The sequence below is a fragment of the Hyunsoonleella aestuarii genome, assembly GCF_006148925.1.
Classification (GTDB): Bacteria; Bacteroidota; Bacteroidia; order Flavobacteriales; family Flavobacteriaceae; genus Algibacter_D; species Algibacter_D aestuarii.
Window position 1 is genome coordinate 194485 of record NZ_VAWB01000003.1, and the last position, 26346, is coordinate 220830.

Consider the following 26346-nt stretch of genomic DNA (forward strand, 5'->3'; position numbering starts at 1 on the left):
TAGTTTTTAGTTAATTATTTTTTTTATGGGACTTCCATTTTTTTAAACTATCCATACCCAAATAGTCCTTTAATTGGTTATAAACTTTACTTCCCAATTTATTAAGCTTTTGCTTTTTAACTTCTGGTTGGTTAGCATATTCCTTTTTAATAGCCTCTCCTTCTTTGAAGCGTTCTAATTGAATTTTGTAAATAGCTTTAGATTCTTGTTTATCTAAGGATAAGACCTCGGTCATTTCATTAGCAATTTTCTTTGCCTTTTTTTCTGGTTTTACTTGTGCATTTACTCCAAGAGCAATAAAAAAAGTCATACATGCTAATAGCAATTTTAATTTCCTCATTATCAATATTTTTAATTTATAGATTATTGTTCCTGCAAGATATTTACAAGACAAAAAAAAGAGGTTTTAATGCTGTTCATAAAGGTTGAACATCTAACCATATAGGACGAAATGCTTATTGCCACGATATACTACCGGCTGTCTGTATATGTTTAGCCAGAGCTTTCTTTAATTTTTGTTTTATTTGAGGATTATCCAAGGGAATTGTCTCTTTTGGATCATGGACCAAATCAAATAGCTTATATTCTGAAAAAGGATTGTTTTGAAGTAATTTATACCTTCCATCTGAAATGGTATAATAAGCCCTACCTCCAAACTTATGACCTTCTCTTCGTACCCAAACCATATTTCTGGAATCTTCTGAGTTTGTTAGACCATGAAGTGGTACTATGCTTCTTGAAGGTAATTCTGAATTAATCTCTCCTTCTCCAGCAAACTTTAACAAGGTTGGATAAAAATCCATTAGCAGTAAAGGTGTATCAATAACCCTAGATATTGATTGGTTGGGTAGTTTAACAATACAAGGAATTCTAATACCTCCTTCTAACATATCGCCTTTCCCTCCAGAAAAAGGTTGGTTATTTGCTCCATAGTTTAAGGCTCCACCATTATCTGAAGTAAAAACCACAATAGTGTTTTTATCTAATTGAGTCCTTTTTAAATGCTCTAAAATCCTACCAATATTAAAATCCAGATGTTCAACAAAAGCAATCATTTTTTGTCTTTTAAGAGGTGTATTCTTTTCCCTTTTTTGAATACTATTTAACCACTCCATTGGGGGTTGCACGGGGTCATGAGGGGCATTGTATGTTAAAAAAAGAAAAAATGGTTTGTCGGATTTCTTTTGTTTTTGTAAATAATCTAAAGTCCAATTTGTAAACAAATCTGTGGCGTGCCCATTAGGGTTTATTTCTCTTGCATTTTCCCGCATCCAATTTACACCTGCTCTTTTGTGAGTGTAATAATCGTCCATCATATCCCCCACAAAGCCTTTAAAATAGTCAAACCCTCTGTTGTTGGGCAAATCGGGACTTTTATAACCTAAGTGCCATTTTCCTATAAGTGCCGTATTATAGTTTAATTTTTGTAAGGCTTCAGGGAGTGTAATTACATCGTCTTTTAAGTTTCCCCAGGTATTGTCAGGCATATCCCTAATTACTCCTGGAACACCAACCATATCTGGGTAATTTCCCGTAAGGATAGAGGCTCTACTGGGTGAACATACAGTACTGTTGGCATATGCTCTTGTAAACTTGACTCCATGTTGGGTCAGTTTATCTATTTGGGGTGTTTTAAGGTCCTTGGCTCCGTAGCAGCTTAGGTCTCCATAGCCTAAATCATCGGCCAGAATAAAAATAATATTTGGTTTTTCTTGCGAGTATAGATTCATGGATAAGAAAAAAAAACCGAGATAGAGAACGACCTTTAAACTTGCAATTAAATTTATTCTTCTCATATTATCCCGGTTTTTTAAAACTAATAAAACATTAAAGTTTGCTATTAATCAAATTTCAATATGTCAGATATAGGGAGCGTATAACTATAATTTTCAACTGCAACAGGTATATCATCTCCATAAAATTTTGATGTTTTAGAGAGTTTGGGTCTTGCAACCAACCAATAATAGCCTTTCTCTTTAGGTTCAAAACTATTTTCAGCAATATTGTCTAGAATTAAACGAGCCTCCTTTATATTGTCTGATGCGGAATAATATATCGCATAGATTTTAAAGGCATCCGATTTTTCCCATTTCATTTTTTTCTTTTTTAGGGAAACTTCAATAGGCGAATACTCTTGAAACTGCCATCCGGCCAATGTTTGAAAATACATGTCCTGATAAATTGTTTTGTAATTATCATCAAAAATTAGATTATTCAATTCATCTGGATCTGTCTTAATGTTATATAATTGATCTATAATGCCATGGGTGTAAACAAATTTATAATCGCCTTTTCGCATCATTCTAGACGGCACATTTCTAGCTCCTGGCAACAATTTGTAATCTCCTCCCCTAAATTCCGAATACACAACTCTGTCTTTTAACTCCTCTCCCTTAGTTAATACATCTAATAAAGAAACACCTTGCGCGGTTTCTGGAGTTTTACCATTAATTAATTCTGCCAATGTTGGCATTAAATCTATAAAACTAACAATGGAATTATTGATTGTATTCCCTTTAAATAATTTTGGATACGATACAATGAATGGCACATTTACAGCATCTTCATACATATTGTGTTTTCCTCTTAAACCATGTTCAAATAAATGCTCTCCATGATCTGTAGTGTAGATAATAATAGTGTTGTCATAAAGCCCTTTCTCCTTTAAGGCATTGACTACTCTTCCTACCATATCATCCATTTCTGTAATACAAGCATTGTAGGCAGCCATCACATTTTGAGCTTTTTCAAGGTTTTTAGGAATTCCTGAATGTACCCAATTTGGCACCCAAGGGTATTTACCTTTTTTATACCAGTCATCATAAGTTTCAGGTAATTGATATTCAGAGGGCGTATGCATATCCAAATACGTTTGGGTAGTTGTAAATGGGGCATGCGGTTTTTCAAAACCTACATGTAAGAAGAAGTTTTTGCCATCTTCTGCTCTTTTATTGATAAACTCCACAGATTTTCGTGCCACCACCATATCAAAGTTATCCTCATCATTCTTAACAAGAGTAGGCACATATTCCTCATTAAGATGCATAGAGCCTCCCTTATAGGTTTTCCCATACTTCTTAAATTGTCTGTAACGCATATAGGTATCTTCACCCACTTCATCTTCATAATGGCCGCCAGGGAAGTATGTATAATACCTTAGGCCAATTTCATCAAAGCCCATATCATTTCCTTCCTTATGGTCTTCGTCTACATCTTTTTGGAGTTCACCGTGCACATGCATTTTACCTGGTGAAGCCGACACATACCCTTGCTCTTTAAACACATCTGCTAAGGTAACAATGCCCTCATGATAACCAGTTTCCCTAAGGTACCCACTACCTAGATTTTTAACTTTCCCATTGGGCATAGTTACTGGAGCTTTATGATATATGGCACCATTGGCATAGGGATACATACCGGTAACCAATGATGCCCTTGCAGGTGCACAAACAGGAGCGGGTGTGTAAGCGTTATTAAACATTACCCCTGTTTTGGCTAGTTCATCAATATTTGGTGTAATTGACCTTTGGCTTCCGTATGCTCCGGTTTCTTCTAATTTATGCTGATCTGAAATTATAAAGACAACATTAGGTTTTTGACTATTACTTTGTGCATGAATGTTACATGCACAAAGCAGTAAGAACCCAAAAAATAATTTTCTCATAGGTGATTTATTAATCTATGTTTCCGTTTGCAGACGATTCAATTAACGGAATTGGCCAGGTATAATCTTCAGGCTGCCTTGCTCCAACCGTATTATTATAACTTGACCTACAGTATTCATCATAAACACCCATTCTGGTTAAATCAAAAAAGCGGTGGCCTTCTAATGATAATTCTTGAAATCTTTCATGCAAAATGGCATGCCTGAATTCTTCCATAGATAGCCCAGTCCCGTCAAAATTATCCATACTCACACGATTCCTCAATGTACTTAAATCAGCGTTGGCCATAGCTGGGTCTTGGTTAATCTCTGCCAAAGCTTCTGCACGCATCAAATAAACCTCTGCCAAGCGAATAATATGCCAATTTTGTTGGCTTGTATATTCTGTTGTAGCATTGGTATCGATATATTTTGATGTATATACTACGTTCAAGTTTCCATTTGCTGCCCCTGTTGCGGTTATGGTCCTGATATAACCCGTACTATTAGGATTCAAGACATATGTTTTGGTAGCGTCTTGAAAATTCTGAATAATGGAGTTTTGAAATCGAATATCGGTCTTGTCTATATTGTTATTTATAAAACCTCCTTGCATTTTATTGGTGCCACCCCAGCCACCTCCGCTAAGGCCAGCGTTTCTAGGACAAAATAAATTGGAAACTGCGGTACCTTGTTCCACAATTGAGGAACCTTGCACATCAAATAACAATTCTGGGTTATTTCCATTTGAAGCTGAAAAAATATTTTTCCAATCTTCTAAATTAGACACCAATTGATAACCGTTTTCGTTTAACGCCAAATCACATTGCTCTTTGGCCATTCGGTAATACGATTCTGGCGATTCTGAAATACCATTATAGCGTTCATTGCCTAATACCCCAGCCATAGCACTGCGCTTTGAAGAGGCTATTTGTAAATAGGTTTTAGCTAACATTGCATGTGCTGACGCCTTTGTTACCCTTCCAATATTATTGATATAACCATTTCTAGTTTCATTAAATCCCCAACAATTATCTGCCGCAAATTGAAAATCGTTAATAATTACCTCATAGATATCTTCAATAGGAGACACTGGTAACCCTTCTTCTCCTGGTTGTACTGGTGTCGTTCTAAGTGGTACTTCTCCAAAACACCTTACCAGGTTAAAGTAATTTAAACCTCTTAAAAATCTTGCCTCTCCAATTACTCTCCATTTTAGCTCTTCATCTATATTGCTTGTTTGAGCCACCCTAGCTATCACATTATTGGCATCTTTTATGCCAACATAAGCTTCTTTCCAAAAGTTAGGCAAATTTTGGTCTGTGTTAGCTATAGTACCTCTTCTAAAATTCCCATGTTTCCAACTAGAGGCTCCTTGATCCGAGGCCGCAAAAGCATTGGATAAAAATTGCTGTCTGTAATAACCAACACCACTTTTTAACTGGGCATAAACTGCTGTTACTGCAGCCAATGCATCCGTATCGTTTTGATAGAAAAAATCTGTTCCTATTTGCGTAAAAGGCTCTTCCTCTAATGCTTCATCACAACTAACAAAAATGAATGAAACAATTAGTAAATAACACAACTTAAATTTCATGTTTTTCAATTTAAATGCTTTCATAATCAATTTTTTAATAATTAAACTTTAATCCTAACGTATAGGTTCTCGTACCTGGATACCCTCCAAAGTCAACACCTCTTCTCTGAGGGTCTTTGTTATACGTTTGCACTTCTGGGTCATAACCTGGGTAATCTGTCCAAGTCACCAAATTTTGACCCGTAGCATATAACCTTAAACTTTTACTATTTTTAAAGTTAATGGTATAGCCAATATTTAGGTTTTTTAATCTTATGTATGACCCGTCAAAAACTTGCCTGTCTGAAACGATAGCTCTTTGCCCAGGGTCTGTAAGCGGTGCTGGGTTACCAACATTAGTCGTTTGTCCATCAGCTGGGTTATAGGTAACATTACCAGAAGCATCAACATTTAATGGTGCTTTCCATGAATCTTCAAAAGACGATAACAAGCCATTTCTACTGTTTTGGTTTCCGGTTAAGGCCCAAGAGTCTACCCAGAAAATATCACCTCCTTTTTGACCTGTGAATAATACACTCATATCCCAATTACCTAATCTGAAATTATTGGTAATCGCAGCAGTAAAATCAGGATTAGGATCACCGATTTGCACATAGTCCTCAAAATTAATCTCTTGTGTTGCCAATGGTTGACCACTACCATCAAGATCAACCGAATTATTAATGTACTTAATTTCTCCCGGAGCAGCACCATCAATACCACTAGCTATAGCTTCATCCCAGTCTTGATAAATTCCATTGGTTTGAGCTCCCCAAAAAATACCTAAAGGTTGCCCTTCCATAAACATAATTGGGTTTGCCTGACTAAATCCGACTGATGGCCCCAATTGAAATTCTAAATTAGAGTTTAGTTTCACTAATTTATTTCTATTCAATGAAAAATTACCTGATACATTCCATCCAAATTTATCAGTATCAAAAAGCGCTGCATTAATACCCAATTCAATACCCTTGTTTTCAACTTCTCCAAAATTGTCAACAATCGTTGCAAAACCATTTGATGCTGGCAATGTTACATTTTGAAGTAAATCATAAGTCAACTTATAATAGGTATCTATGGTTAAGCCAACCTTAGAATTAAAAAGTCCAATATCTAAACCGGCATTGAATTGGTCTGTAGTTTCCCAAGTTAAGTCATCATTAGCCAAGTTTGATTCATAAAAACCTGTTACCAACTGATTATTAAAGTTATATCTAATTGGTGTTAAAAGCGCTAGTGACTGATAAGGAGCTATAGGATTACTTCCCGTTTTACCATAAGATAGTCTTAGCTTTAGATTAGAAATTGAATTAGAATTCTTTAAAAAGTTTTCGTTAGAAATTGCCCAAGCTAACGCCACAGAAGGGAAAATAGCACTTTTATTATTTTCGGCAAATTTAGAAGACGCATCTATACGTGTATTTACATCTATATAATATTTACTCTTGTAATTATACCCAACTCTAGCAAGCCCAGACAATAAACCAAACTCTCTAAATTGTGCAATAGGTACTAATACATCTGTTGCCGACTCAAAAGTATAAAAGGTTGTTGCATCATTTCCAAAGCCAAATGCCTTGTTAAACATAGCGCGAATATTATTATTCTCATAAGTACCTACAAGAATAGCATCAACACGGTGACCTTTAAAATTGTTTCTATAACGTAAACTTGCTTCGGTATAAATTTTCTTGTTCTCTATAAAAGATTGTGTAGCCTCACCATTATTTCTTCTACCCCGTGTGGTATTCGTTGGATAATAACTATCTCTATTACTTTTTTGATAGTTAAAAGCGCCTTTAACAACTCCCGTTAGTTTTGGGGTTATTTTAGCGGATACTGAAACATTTTGAATAAAATTAACGGATTGCTTTCTATCAGTCACGAACTTAGCTAGTGTGTAAGGATTTGAAATAACATTTCCTTCATTTAAATCTGCATAAATATCATCATCTTGTCCAGGCTCCAAAATATCAAAAATGGGTTGAAACTGCAACGCTTGCGACACCACACTTCTTTGTTGGAAAATTTGACTGTTACCTACAGAAGCAGCATTACCTGTATTGTAAGCCATATTAGTTCTTGTAAAAATATCAATTTTATCATTGAAAGCTTTTCTTTTACCGTTCACATTAAAAGTCACTCTCTTATTACCTGTGTTAATAATAACACCTTCAATATCCTGAAAGCCTAAACTCACAGATAAATTTCTTTTTCTATCTCCGCCACGATATGATAGATTGTACGCATTTGAAAATGCCATTCGATATGTTAAATCTTGCCAATTATTGTTAACTCCTGTAGTAGTAGGATAAGGCAAATTAAAAGCTGCTAATTCTGGGTAATTATCTACGGTTAAAGGTTGAGAGCCATCAAAAGCACCACCTGCCCTCTGCGGGTCAGTAATATTTACATATAATTGGTTAATGACTCTTTGATTCATATAATCTTCAAACTGAGGGCCATCCATAACACCAATATTTTTTACAACGTCTGTAATAAAATTATCAACTGTTAGTGTTAATGCATCTTTGCCCCCATCTTTTCCGCCGCTTTTTGTGGTAATAATAATAACCCCATTGGCTCCTCTAGCTCCATAAACTGCTGTAGCCGCGGCATCTTTAAGCACTTCCATTTTTTCTATGTCATTTGGATTTAAAAAGCTAAGGGAGCTTTGTGATTGCCCCGAGCCTCCATTTCCTTCGGCATCTGTTAGTGGGTCAATTGGAATACCATCAATTACATATAAAGGTTGCGTTCCACCAAGCATAGAGTTTGTTCCTCTAACAGAAATGGCAATGCCTCCACCTGGTTCTGAACTTTCATTTACAACAACACCAGCTACTTGACCCTGTAGCATTTGTTCTATAGAGTTTGTTCTATTTTTCTCCAGTTGCTCTGTTGTAACCTGAGCAATTGAACCCGATAAATCTTTTTTAGTAACATCGAAGTAACCTACACTTACCACAACTTCATCAAGCTGTGAAATATCAGATTCTAAAAGAACTTGAACCGAAGGTGAAGAAACCTTTAATTCTGTAGTTTTATAACCTATATATGAAAATACAAGTACGGCTCCTTTCTCTGCATCAATTTGAAATTCCCCGTCAAAATCTGTGACGGCTCCCTTGGAGGTTCCTTTTACAAGAATAGCGGCACCAGGTAAAGGCTGTTTTGTTTCTTTGTCTAGTACTTTGCCTTTTATATTAATTTCCTGTGCCATGAGGCAGACAGGGAACAATAAAACAAATAAAATTAATTTTCTCATAAGTTAAATTTAGTTTGATTTTAGTTAATAATTAGTTTTTTTATTTCAATGGACTTATTTGTATCTTGAATACGTACTATATATGAACCAGCACTTAATCCAGAAACATCAATATTTTCATTTTGCTGGTAGGTAAACATTTTTAAGGCTCTGCCATGAATATCAAAAAATAAAATTCTAGCACCACTCTCTACCCCCTTTAAGTTAACCTCATTTATGGCAGGATTTGGATATATTGTTACATTGCTGATGCTTTCTGGAGACTCTGTTGATAGCGTTATAGCCCATTGTTCCATTAAAAAATTAGCGGCATGACCCCAAGAACCATCTGGTTCAATTAGCCATTTACCATCCATCCATTCATAAAGAAAATCATCTTCGTATTGCACGCCTTTTTCCCAGGTAAAACCATTTGGTGCTCCTTGTTGTCCAGAGCAATACAAATTCCATAAATAGAAATTCGGTATATTAAGCCCTAATGCCACCCCGATATACCTGCCATAACGGTTTTCTATGACCGATTGGGTGTTACTTCCATTATAAGGTGGATTTTCATTAATAGCAAACTCCCCTATTTGTACTGGAAAACTAAAAGGAAGATCTCTTGTTTCTGTTGTAAAATAGCGTGCTATTTCCAAGCCTTTCCACATAGCATGTCCGTGAGGATTAGCATTATTAGTCCAACCTCCATCGTAAGCAGACCAAGAGGTTAAATCTAATCTCGTTTTAGAGGCTACATCAGCTATAACACATGGAATATCACTTTCCATCATGGTTTTACGCGTACCGCTGTCATTCCACCATAGTTTATTAAACTCAATACCATGGTAAACTTTTACTGAATCATTAAAAACCTCATTTCTTGCTCGCTCCGTACCTCGTTGTCTAGCCCTAAACATACGAGCCATACCTTCAATATCCCATTCAACATCATCGGGTATAAGTGTTGGGTCTTGTTCCCACAGTACGCCTTGCCCTCGTAGCATCCAATCACCTTCCCAGTTTTGATATACAAAGGTTTTTCGCGTTGCTCCATAGGTCTCCAGCAGGTGTTTGGTTAAATCGTAAAATTGTTGTTCTTCATTTAAATAACTGCTATGGTCGAAGTCGGGGCCTTTTTTCCAATCGCCCTTATTTTTTGTAGTCGTCCAAAATGTATGTGTTTTTATATGCTTCCTTTTAAACAAGGAATCAATATATTGATGTTGGGCTACATCCTTTAATGTTGGAAAACTTGGCCATGTATGGTTAAAGGGGTAGGCACTAAACATCTTTCCGTTAATAGCTGTTAGTGTTGTTTTAATGGAAGTAGCTCCAAAATCTTTATAATAATCTAATCCTTCCAACAAATAAGGTCTATCGGTAAAATTATACCAACCAGCGATATGACTAGACCCAAAAATATTTTGAATTTGACTAACATCTACTCCAAGGTTTGGGTCATTTGCATCAATGGCAGACGTAATTTGTGCTTTAGTCGGTAACGTACTTGAATAATGTGCCCTTAACTCACCATTATTAGTAAAATTAAAATTAGGATTGCTTTGAAGCAGGTTATCAAAATCAACACCCTCTCCTAATCTAAAAAGACCGTCTGTACTTATATTTAGATTAAAACCAGCTGCTTCACTTATTACATTTAAATCGCCTTCATTGATTGACTGCACATATAAACTCCCCTTATCTGCTATTGTTAAAGAAGATGAATCTCCTGACGTTGTATTTTTTGTAAACAGACTTACATTATTGGCAATTACGACACCTTCGATTGTTAAGTCTGCTTTAGCCGTTGGTAAGCTCCATTGGTAAGTACTACCTGTAAGACCAAGGTTCTGCTTAATATTAATATAGGAATAATGTTTAATGGTTACATTAACCCTATTATTAGATTTAATAGCAAAACTATCATCTATAATTATATTGTATAGGTCTATAACCAAATTTCTTTCTCCAGAAGAACTTGAAATGTTTAAGGACTTGGGATTAAAAAAACCTGAGCCCGATACATATGTTGTTTCTTCATTTAGATTTAAGTATATACGACTGTTATAATCATATATCAGTCCATCTCCAGCACCCGAGGGCTGGTTTCTACCAGCAGAAAAAGTACCATTACATAAAATACTACCATTTATACGCAAGTCTTTTGCAAAATTGGGCGTGTTATGTCCCATTTGCAACACACCTCCCTGTTTTACTCTTAAATTGTTGCATAAATCCACAACCTGACCAGATGTCGTTCCTTGTACATCGATGTATATGGTATGATTCCCTTCAATACTAACATCATCTGTAGCTGTAGGCACAACCCCTGTACTCCATATTGAAGAGTCACTCCAATTACCATTGGATACGGTTGTTATAGCCTCGGAAAAATCTATATTTTGATCACTTATAAGTGATAATTGCCCATATGTAGTTGACAGCGTTAAGAAAAAGCTAAACACTAGAAGTATAAGCTTGTTATTAGTAATTTTTTTCATAGTTCTTTTTTTGCAATTTATTTTTGACTACAAGGCTTTTAAAACCTCCAAAGCCTTTTTTCTGAATACGTCTGACGGAGGGTATGCTTTATTTTCATTTTTATAGCCCTCTAAATAAGCATTCATTTTTTTGTAAAAATTCTGGTGTAAATAATACAGCGGTCTTTTTTCTCCTTGTTCATTTATAAGTGACATCTCTTTTGAACGTCCTGTATTTTTATCATATTCATTATTATACATCTGCCAGTGTAGTGCAAATGGGATATCCAGCTCCAGTGCAATTTGCATAATCTCTTTAGTCTCTTTGTCTTGCGTTTTTAGAGTTTCAGGCTTATTTTTATTAGCGTGATAGCCATACTCTCCCAAATAAACTCTTCTAGAAAATGGTAAATTCTTTTTAGGTTTTAGTTGCCCTTCCAGATAGTTGAAGATTCCTTTTAATGTATTCTTTTTCTCGTCATAGCTCTTGTTCTTAATCGCCTCATAGCTGGAATACGACACAAAATCTACATCAACCTTAGGAAGGATATCTTTTGAAATACAGGTTTTGCCCTGCATCCCTTTTAAAACCAAATTCACCTCCACGTAGTGATAGATTTCCACATTTTTGTGTTCGGTTTTTCTTTTGGCATCATCAATGGCTTTTTGCCTTATCTGAAACCACTTGGTCATATTATCTACATGATTCTTTGGAGGTGTCATGTTTCTGTTAAAACCTGAATGCAACAGCCAATCGCCTTCCCAATTACCAATCATAAAAGTTTTACCAGAATTGTTATATTCCTTTAAAAGGTATGTGGCAAACTCGAACATTTCGTCGTAAAGCGCTTGTTCTTCCTTTTTATTAATGCGGTTTTTCCATTTCACATCGGTAAGTGTGTGTACCCATGCAAATATGTATTTAAAGTCCATGTCAAAAACGCCCTTGAAATCCGGAATGGCCTTAAAAAGCTCTAAAGTTGTATTGGCGTCGACTTCTTTTAAGTTGTATGATTTTGTAGTATTTCGCCCCAAAGAAATTTTTAAAATATTAGACCCCATAGAACGGATGTGTTTGGCCTGTTCTACCAGCTTCGAATCATCGGTAAACTGGTATTTACCGCCTATACCTTGGGTACCCAATACAAAATTGTAATCCTCAAGCTCAAATATGGGGTCATAATCCACTTTTTGCCCAAACAATAATCCGTTTAACAAAAGCAAACAAAAAAGAAGGCATCTATTTAGGTTCATAAGACTTTATGGGTTTAAACTTTTAAACTTCAACGCATGTTTTCTAAAGACATCAAAACTGGGAAGCAAGTTGTTTTTATCTAAATAATCTTTAACAAAAGTCCTAGACTCTTTGTAAAAATTGTTGTGTGTATGCCAAATGGGTTGTTTTGTACCTTTATCATCAATCAGCCAATATCCTACTTGTTCTCCTGTCTCCTTTTTAATTTCATTGTTGTACATCTCCCAATACAAAATAAAAGGCGTACCCCATTCCAATGCCGTTTTTATGGTCCAGATAGAGCGTAAATTTTGCATTTCATCATTGTGATGAATGCTAGGGTTACCATATTCTCCAATCCATACGCGCTTTCCAGAAGGTAGCCCTTCTTTTGGTGACAACTGTGACTCCAAATAATCCAGTGATTTTTTAAGGTTTTCGTTTAACGCTGTTTCTTTTTTATATGGGTTAGTAGCATCATACGAAGAATACGATACGTAGTCTGGATTTACTACATTTACAATACTATTGGCAACCACTTTTGCCTCTGGTTCCATTAAAGCTTTTCTAACCAAATTAACCTCTATATAATGATACACCTCAACCTTACTGTGCTTTACATCCCTTTTAGCATCATCAATAGCTTTTTGTCTCGTTATTGCCCATTGCGTCATACCCTCTAAAGTTTTCAGATTCACGGGCTTCGTTCTATCATAATCTGACCTTAAATGCCAATCGCCTTCCCAGTTTCCTAAATAAAAAACTTTACCAGAACCACTATATGTTTTTAAAAGGTGTGATGTAAAATCATACACCTCTTTATACAAAGCCTCTTTGTGTTTCTCAGGGTATCCGTTTATGAATTTTATTTGAGCCGTATCGTCCTTCTTACCTACTGGTTCTGGCGTGTATTGAGAAAATCCATAAACCCAAATATGGTAATACTTAAAATCCATATCCAACACCTCTTTCATAGATGGCTCTAGAGTTGCCAATTTGGTAAGCGAGTTTATATTGTCGTTTTTTGGTAATCCATAATTTTCTGAACAATATCTAGGGTGCATAGAAAACTTAAGAAGATTAGAGCCCATGTTTTTAATCTCATTCGCCGTTTCTACCAACATAGTCTTCTCTGTAAACTTATATTTTGCCCCTACAGTTTGAGTTCCTATGGCAAAATTGTAAGATTCAATACTCTTTTCAGCTTTCTTAATTTGATTGGTTTCACTATTATTAAATGCACTTATTGAAAAGTAAATTAAACCTACTGCAACAAGCAATATGGGTAAGTAAAATGCTTTTGTTTTTTTCATTTGTATTCAGATAAATTATCGATACTGCAAAATCCAAAAAAAAGAAACAAAATAGGTAGAAAAGCAATTCAACTAGGTTTAAATAGTAGTCAAAACCTAATTTCACATCCTTTTGAAAAATAATTGCTCAGCTTACCCGAAAACAACACATGAATCTAAAAAACAACCATTTAAGCCATACTTTGTAGCTAACAACCATCATAAAATAAGGTTGAAAACTGTTTTTAAACTTAATTGAACAAAAACCTTTAACCTTTATTGGTTTTATATTTTTATATCTCTAAATGGTATACTATGAAATTTAAAACAATATTTACCTGTATTATTGCAATACAAATGGCTGCTTGCCAACAAAACGATGATGTTGAAGCAACGGTTCCTAATGATGCTACTACTACAGAAATAGAACAATTAGCACTCGTTAGTGACGATACTGATTTAGTAAACCTTCCAACAAGTGCTACTTATGTAAAGGAGCAAAGTTTAAAAGGCGAAAACACATCTCCTTATGGATATGTAGTTCGAAGACCTGAAGGGTTTGGTACTGACGGAAAACAATATCCCATTTTAGTTTTCCTCCATGGGTTTGGAAACCGAGGAAACAGTGCAAACAATCCTGATGATTTAAACAAGGTAGATCAAGGTGCAGCCATACGTGCTATAAAACTTGGTTTGTGGAGCCCTAAAGTAGCCCTTCCTGTTTTTGCTCCTCAAACGTCAGCGAATTGGGAGGGAGATGAATTGAAAAAATTTATTGAATATCTTATCGATACATATCCGAATGCAATCAATACAAATAGAATTTACCTTTCAGGTTTTAGTATGGGCGGCTATGGAACTTGGACATATCTCAATTCATTTAGTTACGATGCCAGCTTAATTGCTGCCGCGGTTTCTTTGGCGGGAACTGTGGATGTAAATGACACTAAAATTGAAGGGTTAAAGTTAATGCCTTTTTGGATGTTTCATGGACAACGGGATCCAACCTTACCCGTAAGCAGATCCACGAGCGTAGCGAATAAGTTTGAAGCACAGTATCCTGACCAAAATCATCAGAAGATTACTGTTTTTACCCAAGATGATTTTGATGGACAGTACCATCGTATAGACCATGGTGTTTATGATCAAACCTTTTGGGACAAAAACCAAACTGGGGAGGTGTTCGATGTAGACATTGTTAATTGGATGTTGCAATATAAACGCCCAGATTAATTATTCTATCGCTAATTCAATGGTAAGTAACATGGAAAATCTTAGAAGTAAAGATTAGTTGTTTTCCATAAACTCTTTTGGTGTTTTTCCGTAGTGTTTTTTAAACAGTGTGCTAAAATATTTTGGGTCTTGAAATCCAGATTCATAAGCAATGTCAGAAATTCTACTATGTGCTTTCTTTTTCATTAATTCCTCTGCATGCCCCAGTTTAATTTTTACAATTAAATCTGATGGAGACATATGTACTAATCCTTTTAATTTTCTAAATAGATTAGACCTACTGAGCCCCATGACCTCACACAAAGTATCAATAGAAAAATCTTTTTCTGTTAAATTCTCTTTGATCACATTTATAACATCAGACAAGAAACTCTCATCTGGTGTCATCTGTTTTTTTACTTCTTTATCGCCTAACAATCTATTCACATTTTCTCTAGATCTAATAAGATTATTGATCGTTGCGGTAAGAATAGATACATTAAATGGCTTCTCTACATAAGCATCTGCACCGGTTTCTAATCCTTGTATTTTATCGTCTATATCTGCAAGCGCAGTTAACATAACTACAGGGATATGACTTGTTTTAAAATTGGTTTTAAGCAAATTACACAGCTCTTTACCATCCATTTCTGGCATCATAACATCTGTGATAATTAAATCAGGGTTTTTTGAGAGCGCTAACAACAAGCCTTCTTTACCGTTAGAAGCTTCAATAACGTTGTAATTTTTTACTAACTCATTTTTAACGGCTCCTCGTAATTCTTCATTATCTTCTACTAAAAGAATGAGCTTATTCTTAGTGATCAGTTCGTCAACATTAGCTTTTGCTTCTTCTTGATTGCTTTCATCTACAATATGCTCGTCACTGTAGTGTTCTGTTCCACTAGGCAAAACAATAGTAAACTTAGAACCTATATTCTCTTTACTCTCCAACAGTATTTTACCACCATGTAATTCTACTATTTTTTTAGACAATAGTAACCCAATACCTGTACCCGGAATTCCTTTATTGGAAACGTTAGTTCCTCTAGTAAAACGTTTAAATATTAATTCTTGCTGCTTTTCTGGGATACCAACACCATTGTCTATAAACTCAATTTTAAAATTACTGTCATCTAAATATGCCTTCACCTTTATTTCTCCTCCCTCGTTACTATACTTAATGGCGTTTGAAATTAAATTGTAAAAAATTCGGTTCATTTTAGCTTTGTCAAACCATACAGGAATGTGTTTAACTTCTAAGGATATATCTAAAGACTTTTCTTGAAGAATAGGTGTAAAATCATTAATAATTTTGGCTAAACAATCTTTTAAATCTACTTTGCTAACGCTTAGTTTTAGTTGCTTTCTATCTATCTTTTGAAAATCTAACAGTTGGGTTACATACTCATTTAAGTTTTGTGAGTTTCTTTGAATAAGTTCTATTGACTTTTCTGTATTTTCCTGATTTGTGAGTTGTTTTACAAGTAGCTGAATAAGCGATACCGGAGTTCTAATATCATGCGCTACCTCAACAAAAAACTTAATCCTGTTTTCATCAAACCGCTTTTGAATATTGGCTCTAGAAATTCTAAAAATTAAATAGACAATTAAAAGAAAAAGTAGCATGTAAAAACCAAAAGCCCAAATGGATTTCCAGAAAGGTTTTTTGACAACAATTTCTAGGGTATAATCATTGTCTCCTTTTACTCCATCTGCATTAAAACCCTTTACATGTAATTGATAAGTTCCAGGATTCAAGTTTGAATAGTATATTTTTTCATTACCATAGCTTACATGATAATCTTTATCAAACCCTTTTAATTTAGACTGAAAAGCATTACTCTTAGAGCCGTGAAACTTGATGGTTTCATAATTAAAAGAGATGGTATTTTGATCATAATTTAACACCAGTTTTTTAGTATAATTGATATTTTTTGAAAGTGTTAAACTATCGGGTTCTTTACCGTTTATCTGAAAGTTTGAGATAAATATGTCTGAAAGAGGCCTGTCCTTAAACAAATCAATGGGGTTAAAAACAACTGCTCCTTTTGCACCACCAAAAGCTAATCTGCCATCTTTAAACTTGGCGGAAGCTCCAATACCAAATTCGTCAATTAACATTCCATCCTGCAGGCCATACTTTCTGAAGAATTTATTTTTAATGTCATACCTCCAAAGACCAGAAACTGATGCAAAATAGAGGTTTTGCATATTGTCTTTTTTAATAGAATAAACGGTTCCTATTCTTTTATTGGTGTTATCTGCTAAATTTTCTAATTGTTCTGTACTCAAGTTGTATTTGTACAAACCATTTTTGCTTCCAATCCAAATACAGTTGTTTACATAGTCTAAATTTAAATCATAGATTTCGTTAAAGGCGTTAAAAATGGATTCTTCAATTTTTCGTATACTCGCATTACGTGTATTAAGTTCAAAAAAACCTGTGTTAGTACCAACATAATTTATATTATCATATCCTTCTACCAAAGACCTTACCAATCCTACTGAATATGTATTTACAAACCTGCTGTTTTTAAAATGTGTTAACGGTGCATCACTACCTCCTATCCATAAATTATCATCATAAGCTCTTATTCTAAAAATAAATTTTGAAGGTTTTTTAGATTCCAACTTAAAATTAGAAACTTTACCATTGTCTTGATTTAAGACCAATAATCCTTCCCCATAGGTTCCTAACATCAAATTGTTTTGATATTCATTTACCGCTAAAACGGCTGTATTATACAATTTAGGATCTTTATTATAATTAGTCCAATTCTTATTCTCATCGTATTTACTCACACCGTTTTCTGTACCAAACCAGACAGCGCCAGAAGTCGATTCATAAATAGACCTTATGTTGTTGTTTTGAATGCTATTAGCCTTGTTTTGTACATGCTTAATATTGGTAAATACATTTTCTTTATCGTAAACAATGTTTATTCCGCCTTCCCTAACTCCCAACCAGTAGGCATTCGTATCATCAACATAGATTTCATATATACTATTTTGACTAATAGAATTTTGATTATCTTCATTATGGCTATAGGATTTAACAATCTCAAATTTGTCATCTAAAAGAAACAGTCCTAATCGATCTATAGCAATTAAAGCATTATTATTCTTATCAAAATCAATTTGACGAATGGCATATGTCTTATTAGAAATTTGACTAATGGGTATGTTCTTAATATCTTCTTTATTGATGATATACAAACCTCCTACTTCTGTACCTACCCAAATTCTTGTTTCAGAATCAAAAGCAAAATCTATAATGTCTTGGTCTGATAAATATTTTTGTTCTAAGGCAAGTTTTTTAGTGTCTTCTTTGTAACTAAAGACTAAAAGTCCTCTTGAAGAAGCGGCATACACCATATTATTATAGAACTCAACTTTCCTATTATTGATAAAGTTTTTGAATTGTACTTCTGTAGCCCGATGTGTTGATAAATCATAAACGATAAATCCTGCAGAAAGCCCTATGAGTATATTCGAATCGTTTAGATTTGTTAAAGATATAAACCTGTTCTTGGTCTCTGTATATAGTTCTTCAAAACGATCTTTCTCATAATGATATTTAATAAGAGAACCACCAGAGCTTATTGCATAAAGATTGCCCTTTACATTAAGGAGATCAGCAATTTCCTTCCCTTTTATTTTGTTGTTCTCATCTAGGTCGTAATTTTTAAACTCTACTCCAGAATATCTATTAAGACCTTGATCTGTCCCAATCCACATGTAGCCTAAGCTATCGCGCTCAAATGCATTGATTGTTCCGCTAATTAGACCATCTTTACTATCCAAATGGATTATTTGCTGACTATAAAGTGCCGTATTAAAGAACGCAAACAACAAACAAAAGAAAATCATTAGTTTTTTCATATACTAAAAATACTAATTTTTGAACTGTATAAAGCTCTATAATTTATAGCTGAGGGACTAAGATGAGCCTAACTAATTGTTCTTGTTTTTAAAAAAACAAAAATTAAATTTTAAAAGATTGTATTTTTGAAACAATTAGAGAACGAGTAGTTATCTAATTTCTATACCCTTACTATGATTTTTCTTTGGAATTTGGGTTCTCAACCACCAATCTCTATCGGTATTGTACTTATACTTCTTCTTTTGGTTTTCTAATTCTTCTCTTAATTCTTTCTCTACAGTATCGTAATTTGGATCATTAATTAAATTCTGCATTTCTCCTGGGTCGTTTTCTAAGTCATACAACTCATCAATATCATTTTCTAAAAAAGCATCTATCAACTTATATTTTTCTGAGCGGATAGCCAACATATCTGGTCCCGCATAGGGGTATTCATCATCAACATAATACTCAAACATAAATGATTTTCGCCACTGATCATTCTCTTTGTCTTCATCAAAAAGATTTAGCATAGACTCTCCTTGCATATATTCAGGAGCATTCACTCCTGCCAATTCTAGAATAGTTGGAGCCAAATCTATATTTAAAGCATTTTCATTAATTACCATACCTGCCTTAATTTTTTCTGGATATCTTATTAGCATAGGTATTTTCATAGAATTTTCATAAGCAATACGCTTATCCCAATAACCATGCTCCCCCATAAAATAACCATTATCACTACTGTAGATAATGACAGTATTCTCCAATTCATCCATCTCTTCAAGAGTTTGAATGACTTTACCAAGAGATTCATCTACAGCCAATAAAGTTTCTAATAGACTCTTAAACTTATATCCTTTAATTGGCCAAGGTTTTGGAGCTATGGTGTCTGAGCGAACATACTGCTTCCATTTAGAATCCCATGCTTTAATACGTTGCCATTCAGGTTTCCCTGCAAAGTTTTCTAGATGCGTACCATAAGGAGGTGTAGGCAGGCTGTCATTTTTAAAAATTTTATTATGTCTTGGTGCTGGAGAATGGTTTTCATGCACCGCTTTATGCCAAAGATTTAAACTAAAAGGTTTATTGGGATCTCTTTCTTTTTTTAGCCAATCAATTGCTTTGCCCGTTAAAATATCTGTCATATACCCTTTTTCCTGATACTCCTTACCATTATCATTTACCATAGGGTCAAAATATTCTCCTTGCCCAATAAAGCTGTACCAATAATCAAATCCAGGCCTGATATGTTTTTCTCCCTTAAAGTGTGCCATGTGAATTTTACCCACATGTGCTGTTTGGTAACCAGCACTTTGCAAATGTTGATTGTATGGTTGATAGGTTTCCCAATCTGGATCAACATGCTGATTATTTTGATTAACACCATGTATATGCGGATATGTTCCTGTTAAGAAACTCGCTCTAGATGGTGAACAAATGGATTGTGTAACATAATAGTTTTCAAAGATTGCTCCTTCATCTTGTAAACGCTGCATGTTTGGTGTTTTAAGAAATGGATATCTACCACTAGATTCTAATGCATCAAAAGGTTGATCATCTACCAAAATAAATAAAAAGTTAGGCTTTTTAGCTGTTTCTTGTTGAGCGCAAGAAAAGAGGGTACTTGCAACAACAAATAATAAAAGTATTGTTTTATAGTTGTTTAAAAATTTCATAATCTATTTTTTACCAGAATGCAATTAAAATGATGACACAAAAAACAATAAGTAAGTAAGACCAAAATCTATAGCTTTTATAAACTGCTTGTTGCTTTAAATTAATGGTTTCTCTTTTAAATTCTGCTAAAGAGAAGGTTAGGTTTTCAGTCTTCTCAAGTGGTGGTTTTTTAGTCGCTAAACTAACTACTACCATAACCAACATACTCCACACAAAATAATATGGCACTGTTAGTAAAAAGTGTATGTCACCAAAAATTGAATTTCCGTTGTTTACGGTAAAAATAATATTGGCTATTCCTAGTAAAATTCCTGCTATTAAACCAGAGAAAGCGCCAGTTGCATTGGTTCTTTTCCAAAAGATTCCTAAAATAAATGCAGCTACAATTGGCGGTGCCATAATTGATAACATTTCTTGATAGTACTTTAATAGCGTTCCAAATTGCTTTCCAATTTGTGGCGCCCACATTACAGCAATGATTAATACTGTAATAGAAGCCGTTTTTCCAACTCTTACTTTTTGTTTTGATGTACTTTCTGGCTTTATTTTATTATAAAAATCCATCGTAAAAAGTGTTGCAACTGAATTTAACAACCCACTTAACGAAGATGTTAATGCAGCTACCATAGCAGCCATCATAAACCCAATAAGCACATTGGGTAATAATTCCATAATTAGGTTTGGATAAACCATATCTGGCTTTGGTAATTCTGGGAATAATTTAATAGCCATTACTCCAGGAATAATGATTAGAAACAATGTTAGCATGGTTAAAAAACCAACCAATAAAACTCCTTTACGTCCTTCATCAATAGATTTTGCTGTAAGTACACGTTGCACCAATTGTTGATTGTTTCCCCAAAAGAATAGTCCTAAAATTGGAATCCCAACAATCATTCCCAGCCAAGGTACAGATGAATCATTATTTGGTCTTACAAGCTTCATTAAAACATCTCCTTCAGTCAGTAATTCTTTTACATATTCTGCACCGCCATTATAGGTTGCATAAAAAGTTAAAATCACGGAACCTACCAAAAGAAAAACACCTTGCATTAAGTCAACTCTAATAGCAGCAGATAGACCTCCTGGTATGGTGTAAGCAGCCACTACAATTGCAAATATGATTGACAAGGTTAATATTGAAGCCTCTGGAAACACCAATTTCATTACCATTGCAGCAGCATATAAAGAACCTGCTGCATCTAAGAAGATATTTACAATAATGGTGATTGCCGAAAAATAATACCTAGAAGCTACATTAAACCTTTTTTCAAGAAACTCAGGAATAGTAAATATTTTGGATTTAATGTAGAATGGTAAAATAAACCAAGCAAAAAATATCATAACCAAAACCGAAATCAGGTTGTAATTAAAAACGGCAATCCCTGTACTATAGGCATCACCAGCTTGTCCAATTAATGTTGAACTAGATATACTAGCGGCAAAAAGAGAAAAACCAATAACTGGCCAAGTCATCCCTCTACCAGCGAGAAAATACGATTTTTCATCCTTACTTTTACTGTATTTAACACCTAGGTAAACTATAAAAAGAAAATAAAGTATGATAATAACAATGTCTGCCCAAGAAAGACCATTTACCCAATTTGGGCCATTGGTAATAATATTATTTGCTAGCATATTTTATGAATTTTGTTCTTTACTAAGTGTAAAATCAATTAATTCATTTACATCACAAGTTGCCAAACCTATGTATTTATCTGCTCCTCCATAATACACATACAAAGTATCATCTACAATCATATTTCCAGTCGGAAAAACACAACCTTTATAATAGCCTTCAATTTCATAATCGAATTCTGGTTCCATAATATAGTCTTTAGTTCTACCAATTACTTTGGTTGGGTCTTCTAAGTCTAACATTACAGCACCAACTCTATAGTATCCTAAACCTCCATTTTCTACACCGTGATATAATACTAACCAACCTCTATCAGTCTTTAAAGGAGGTGTGCTTCCACCTACTTTTTCTTCCCATCCACCATCAATTCCACCTATAAGGATAGTACTAGGTTCTTTCCATACTAACATATCATCACTAAAGCGAATCCAAACTGCTGGCTTGCTTACACCATATTCTTCTCCAATCCATTCTTTTGGCCTGTGTAACATGGCATATTTTCCGTTGATTTTCTCTGGAAATAAAATGACATCTCTATCATCTAAGTTAGAATCTGTAATTCTTCCTAATTTTATCCATTCTTTAAAATCTTTAGTCATCGCTAAAGCAGAGTTTGCCATATTATTCTTTATAAAATGTGGTGCATGATCTCCATGATCTTCTGTTAAAACCTCATCATGAGCAAATTTCCAATATTGTCCAGGAGGAAAAGGCCTGTAGGCATAGGTTACATAATAATAATCATCAAACTTTACAATTCTAGCATCTTCAATACACCCCATATCTGGACCATCTTCACTTGGGCCTAAAACTGGTCTATCAGACACACGTTTAAAATTTTCTCCATCTTCACTTACTGCTAAACCAAATCTTATGACATGGTCTTCATCATCTCCTGCAGCTCTATAAAGCATATAGAATTTTCCATTATCATAATACACTCCAGGGTTACAAACTACAAGGTTCTCCCAATCGTTTTTTGGATTTGGAGTTAATATTGGATTTCCTGCAAATTTTTTAAGTTTCATCAGTTTAGAAATATTTATTAGTAAATTTTTATTTGCACAATATTAATTTGATATTAGAAAATAAAGGTTTTCAAATAGGTCAATAAGGATAAATAGATGGTCAAACTGATAACTAAAGGGGGATTCAACCTAAATCCTTGTAATATGGTACTAGGTATTGCAATATTCGCGTAGACACTCCAATGGGTTTTAATGACCAAAGGTCAGTTTAAAGATAACTTTGCCCAATAAACAAACCTAATAAAGCATCAAGCTAATTAAATTTGTTGCCTATAAGCCTATATTCTCAAATTGAATAGATATGAATAAATTCTTTCTCTTACTTTGCCTAATTCCCGTTTTTGGAAACTGCCAGAGTGATACTGGTCAATCACAAAAACCCAATATTGTTTTTATACTTTCTGACGACCATGCCACAAGTGCTATTTCAGCTTATAATGATAGATATAAAGGTATAGCACCTACCCCTAATATAGACAAGATAGCTGATGAAGGAGCCGTATTAATAAACGCATTTAGCACCAATGCCATTTGCGGCCCCAGTAGAGCATCTATTGTAACCGGAAAATACAATCATATAAATGGTTATTACAAAAACTATCAAGGTGGTTATTTTGATGGAACTCAATGGACCTACCCAAAAGCACTTCAAAATTCCGGCTACCAAACCGCCTTAGTTGGCAAATGGCATTTGGCTTCAGAACCACGAGGGTTTGATTATTACAAATATCATATTGACCATGGTGAACAAGGTGTGTACTGGAATCCAACCTACAGCGAAAATGGTATACCAGTAAACGAAAAAGGGTATGCAACAAATTTAACCACCGATTTTGCTCTAGAATGGCTAAAAAATAAAGAAAGTGATAAGCCATTTTGTTTACTACTTCAATATAAAGCACCCCATAGAGAATGGGCCCCGGACAAAAAATATGAAGAGTTATGGGAACATGAAGATTTACCGCTTCCGGACACTTTTTATGACGATTATAAAGGCAGGGAACTAACTGCAGGCGACACCCATATGACGATGGATTTCTTCAATAGAAGAGACATGAAATTAACACCTCCGGATTCACTTACCGAAAAAGAATTAAGAAAATGGCTGGATTTTGGGAATAATCCCAATGAAGTTGTTTTACCTAACGTTAGTTTAAAGGGAAAGGCTTTAAAGGAATGGAAATATCAAAAATACATTAAAGACTATCTAGCGACCATTAAATCAGTTGATGATAATATTGGTAAGGTTCTAAATTATTTAAAGGAGAACAATCTTGAGAAAAATACTATAGTTATTTACGCTTCGGACCAAGGGTTCTTTTTGGGGGAACATGGCTGGTTTGACAAACGATTCATGTATGAAGAATCGTTACGTATGCCTTTTATTATACGTTATCCTGAAAAGATTAAACCCAAAACTGTAATTGCTGATGTAATATCAAATATAGATTTGGCTCCTACTGTATTAGATATGGTTGGTGTAGACATCCCAAAAGAAGTACAAGGTAAAAGTTTTTTTAAACAATTAAGTGGTATCCCGAATACTGAATGGCGCCAATCTATGTACTATCACTACTACGAATACCCATTTTGGCACCATGTCCAGCCTCATTATGGTATAAGAACAGATAGATATAAACTCATTCATTTTTACTATGATGTGGATGTTTGGGAGTTCTATGATTTAGAGAATGACCCCAATGAATTAAACAATTTGATTGAAGACAAGTCCTATCAACTACTCATTTCAAATTTAAAGGACGAATTATATAGCTTAAAAAAGGAATATGGCAACAACCTTAGTTTAGATGAATTGCGAAAAATATCCGATACAAATTTTGGAGGTTTGGAGTCTCACAAAAAGAAATAAAAACTACTAATTTAAGACCCCTATAATGATAAGAAATATCTTTTTACTGATAGCTTTATTTAGTCTAGTATCATGCAAATCAGTTAATGGTCAAAACAAAGGAAATACGACCAATATTCTGCTTATAACGTTAGATGATATGAATTGGGATTCGGCAGGAATTTATGGCAATACAATTCCAGACCTAACACCTAACATAGATCGATTAGGAAACGAAGGTTTGGTTTTTGAAAATGGTTATGTGCAAGTCTCTAACTGTTCTCCTTCAAGAAGTGTTATTCAAACCAGTTTATACCCACATCAAAGTGGTATGAGAGGGTTTTACTATGTACAGCCAGAGCACAAAACCTTGCCCGAGATTTTAAAAGAACAAGGCTTCTACACCGGAGTAATTAACAAAGCTCCAGATTCAAGTTTAAGTCCGGATTTTGATTTATTTTGGAATACTACACTTGGATTTAAAGGTATAGAAAAGCGATCTGCGGAGGCGTATAGTAAACTAGTAACTAAGTTCTTTAGTAACGTAAAAAATTCTAATAAGCCATTTTATTGTGTGGTAAATGTAGCCGATCCACATAAACCTTTTTTTAATGATATGGCTTCCAGAAAGAAAGGGTTTGATAAGTTTAAGCCGTCTAAGATCTACACAAAAGACGATGTTGAAATACCGGGGTTTTTGCCTAAAAACCCAAGGATAAAGCAGGAAATGGTAAACTATTACAATTCTGTAAAAAGAGGGGATGATTGTGTTGGGGCTATATTAAAGACATTAGACAGCAGTAGTTTCTCAGGGAACACCATTGTTATTCTTTTATCGGATCACGGAATGCCATTACCGTATGCTAAATCTACAACTTATCAAAACGGCCTACGTGTTCCTTTTATAGTTCGCTGGCCCAATAGTATAAATCCTAATACTAGAAATACTAAAGATTTAGTTTCAGCAATAGATATAGCGCCAACTATTTTGGATATGTTAAATATAGATATTCCGTCACATTTTGAAGGAACGTCGTTCAATCCAAAAACAGTTAATAAATCAAATAAATATGTTTTCGGGCAATTTGATGAAAATGCAGGTGGTATTCCAAGACCCTCGCGAACTGTAATTACAAAAAAATACGGTTATGTTTTTAACCCATGGGCTACAGGAAAGTATGAGTTTAAGTCTGCTTCTGGGTCGCATACATCATACAAAGCCATGAAAAAACTGGCAGAAACGGATCCAGAAGTAAAAAAACGTTTTGACCATTGGGTATATAGGGAAATCGAAGAATTATATGATTATGAAAATGACCCGAATGCCCTTACCAATCTTATTCACGACCCAAAATACAAAGAGATTGTTGCAGAGCTTCGGACAGCTCTAGAAAAGCACATGAAAGCTACTGGAGATTATGTTTTAGCAGCGTATGGGAAAAAAGATAATACTCAATTTTTGAATAATTGGATGAAAAACCAAATTAAGGAGGCCAATCATAGAAATGAAACCATTAAATGGAAACGTCCTAGTAATCATAGTGGGCCCACAAAAGGAAACACAGAACTATTTCAAATAAAATAATAAACATCAACAA

The 26346-nt window shown here is 34.5% G+C and carries 15 protein-coding genes; 3 read left to right on the top strand and 12 right to left on the bottom strand.

The features are described 5' to 3' along the window. Positions 1–10: 10 nt before the first annotated feature. From FEF17_RS13215 to FEF17_RS13250, 8 genes are all read right to left on the bottom strand, one after another. Positions 11–340 (bottom strand): hypothetical protein, encoded by a 330-nt coding sequence (locus tag FEF17_RS13215; RefSeq protein WP_139002888.1) that lies wholly within the window; start codon positions 338–340, stop codon positions 11–13. Between the two features lie 115 nt (positions 341–455). Further along, a complete protein-coding gene (locus FEF17_RS13220) occupies positions 456–1796 on the bottom strand; it encodes a sulfatase family protein (protein WP_139002889.1) in 1341 nt (446 codons plus the stop codon). A 44-nt stretch (positions 1797–1840) separates the two neighbouring features. Continuing rightward, positions 1841–3664 (bottom strand): sulfatase family protein, encoded by a 1824-nt coding sequence (locus tag FEF17_RS13225; protein WP_139002890.1) that lies wholly within the window; start codon positions 3662–3664, stop codon positions 1841–1843. Positions 3665–3674: 10 nt separating this feature from the next. Then, positions 3675–5264, bottom strand: coding sequence for a RagB/SusD family nutrient uptake outer membrane protein (locus tag FEF17_RS13230; RefSeq protein ID WP_139002891.1), 1590 nt, complete (start codon positions 5262–5264; stop codon positions 3675–3677). Positions 5265–5274: 10 nt separating this feature from the next. Further along, entirely contained in the window at positions 5275–8487 is a 3213-nt protein-coding gene (locus FEF17_RS13235; protein ID WP_139002892.1) for a SusC/RagA family TonB-linked outer membrane protein, read from the bottom strand. Between the two features lie 20 nt (positions 8488–8507). Next, positions 8508–10970 carry a T9SS type A sorting domain-containing protein gene (locus tag FEF17_RS13240; protein WP_139002893.1) on the bottom strand — a complete coding sequence of 821 codons (2463 nt, stop codon included), beginning with the start codon at positions 10968–10970 and terminating at the stop codon, positions 8508–8510. Positions 10971–10997: 27 nt separating this feature from the next. Then, positions 10998–12203 (bottom strand): hypothetical protein, encoded by a 1206-nt coding sequence (locus FEF17_RS13245; RefSeq protein WP_139002894.1) that lies wholly within the window; start codon positions 12201–12203, stop codon positions 10998–11000. A gap of 6 nt (positions 12204–12209) precedes the next feature. Continuing rightward, positions 12210–13496 carry a hypothetical protein gene (locus FEF17_RS13250; protein ID WP_139002895.1) on the bottom strand — a complete coding sequence of 429 codons (1287 nt, stop codon included), beginning with the start codon at positions 13494–13496 and terminating at the stop codon, positions 12210–12212. A 294-nt stretch (positions 13497–13790) separates the two neighbouring features. Between FEF17_RS13250 and FEF17_RS13255 the strand changes: the two genes are divergently transcribed. After that, complete coding sequence (locus FEF17_RS13255) at positions 13791–14708, top strand: carboxylesterase family protein (protein ID WP_139002896.1); 918 nt, start codon at positions 13791–13793, stop codon at positions 14706–14708. 54 nt (positions 14709–14762) lie between these two features. Here the strand turns inward: FEF17_RS13255 and FEF17_RS13260 are convergent, their stop codons facing one another. The 4 genes from FEF17_RS13260 to FEF17_RS13275 all read right to left on the bottom strand — a co-directional run bounded on the left by FEF17_RS13260 (position 14763) and on the right by FEF17_RS13275 (position 22899). Further along, the gene (locus FEF17_RS13260) at positions 14763–18572 is read right to left on the bottom strand and encodes a hybrid sensor histidine kinase/response regulator transcription factor (RefSeq protein WP_139002897.1); all 3810 of its coding nucleotides are present in this window, start codon (positions 18570–18572) and stop codon (positions 14763–14765) included. Between the two features lie 150 nt (positions 18573–18722). Next, positions 18723–20231 carry a sulfatase family protein gene (locus FEF17_RS13265; protein ID WP_139002898.1) on the bottom strand — a complete coding sequence of 503 codons (1509 nt, stop codon included), beginning with the start codon at positions 20229–20231 and terminating at the stop codon, positions 18723–18725. A 10-nt stretch (positions 20232–20241) separates the two neighbouring features. Beyond that, a complete protein-coding gene (locus tag FEF17_RS13270) occupies positions 20242–21870 on the bottom strand; it encodes a sodium:solute symporter (RefSeq protein ID WP_139002899.1) in 1629 nt (542 codons plus the stop codon). 3 nt (positions 21871–21873) lie between these two features. Further along, positions 21874–22899, bottom strand: coding sequence for a glycoside hydrolase family 130 protein (locus FEF17_RS13275; RefSeq protein WP_139002900.1), 1026 nt, complete (start codon positions 22897–22899; stop codon positions 21874–21876). A 301-nt stretch (positions 22900–23200) separates the two neighbouring features. Here FEF17_RS13275 and FEF17_RS13280 point away from each other — a divergent pair, with 301 nt between their 5' ends. Continuing rightward, positions 23201–24769 (top strand): sulfatase family protein, encoded by a 1569-nt coding sequence (locus tag FEF17_RS13280; protein ID WP_139002901.1) that lies wholly within the window; start codon positions 23201–23203, stop codon positions 24767–24769. A gap of 25 nt (positions 24770–24794) precedes the next feature. Continuing rightward, positions 24795–26333 carry a sulfatase family protein gene (locus FEF17_RS13285; RefSeq protein ID WP_139002902.1) on the top strand — a complete coding sequence of 513 codons (1539 nt, stop codon included), beginning with the start codon at positions 24795–24797 and terminating at the stop codon, positions 26331–26333. Positions 26334–26346: the final 13 nt, after the last annotated feature.

Excerpts from the sequence above, each read along its gene's own strand:
- FEF17_RS13215 (WP_139002888.1), bottom strand. The coding sequence starts at position 340 with ATGAGGAAATTAAAATTGCTATTAGCATGTATGACTTTTTTTATTGCT.
- FEF17_RS13220 (WP_139002889.1), bottom strand. The coding sequence starts at position 1,796 with ATGAGAAGAATAAATTTAATTGCAAGTTTAAAGGTCGTTCTCTATCTC.
- FEF17_RS13225 (WP_139002890.1), bottom strand. The coding sequence starts at position 3,664 with ATGAGAAAATTATTTTTTGGGTTCTTACTGCTTTGTGCATGTAACATT.
- FEF17_RS13230 (WP_139002891.1), bottom strand. The coding sequence starts at position 5,264 with ATGAAAGCATTTAAATTGAAAAACATGAAATTTAAGTTGTGTTATTTA.
- FEF17_RS13235 (WP_139002892.1), bottom strand. The coding sequence starts at position 8,487 with ATGAGAAAATTAATTTTATTTGTTTTATTGTTCCCTGTCTGCCTCATG.
- FEF17_RS13240 (WP_139002893.1), bottom strand. The coding sequence starts at position 10,970 with ATGAAAAAAATTACTAATAACAAGCTTATACTTCTAGTGTTTAGCTTT.
- FEF17_RS13245 (WP_139002894.1), bottom strand. The coding sequence starts at position 12,203 with ATGAACCTAAATAGATGCCTTCTTTTTTGTTTGCTTTTGTTAAACGGA.
- FEF17_RS13250 (WP_139002895.1), bottom strand. The coding sequence starts at position 13,496 with ATGAAAAAAACAAAAGCATTTTACTTACCCATATTGCTTGTTGCAGTA.
- FEF17_RS13255 (WP_139002896.1), top strand. The coding sequence starts at position 13,791 with ATGAAATTTAAAACAATATTTACCTGTATTATTGCAATACAAATGGCT.
- FEF17_RS13260 (WP_139002897.1), bottom strand. The coding sequence starts at position 18,572 with ATGAAAAAACTAATGATTTTCTTTTGTTTGTTGTTTGCGTTCTTTAAT.
- FEF17_RS13265 (WP_139002898.1), bottom strand. The coding sequence starts at position 20,231 with ATGAAATTTTTAAACAACTATAAAACAATACTTTTATTATTTGTTGTT.
- FEF17_RS13270 (WP_139002899.1), bottom strand. The coding sequence starts at position 21,870 with ATGCTAGCAAATAATATTATTACCAATGGCCCAAATTGGGTAAATGGT.
- FEF17_RS13275 (WP_139002900.1), bottom strand. The coding sequence starts at position 22,899 with ATGAAACTTAAAAAATTTGCAGGAAATCCAATATTAACTCCAAATCCA.
- FEF17_RS13280 (WP_139002901.1), top strand. The coding sequence starts at position 23,201 with ATGAATAAATTCTTTCTCTTACTTTGCCTAATTCCCGTTTTTGGAAAC.
- FEF17_RS13285 (WP_139002902.1), top strand. The coding sequence starts at position 24,795 with ATGATAAGAAATATCTTTTTACTGATAGCTTTATTTAGTCTAGTATCA.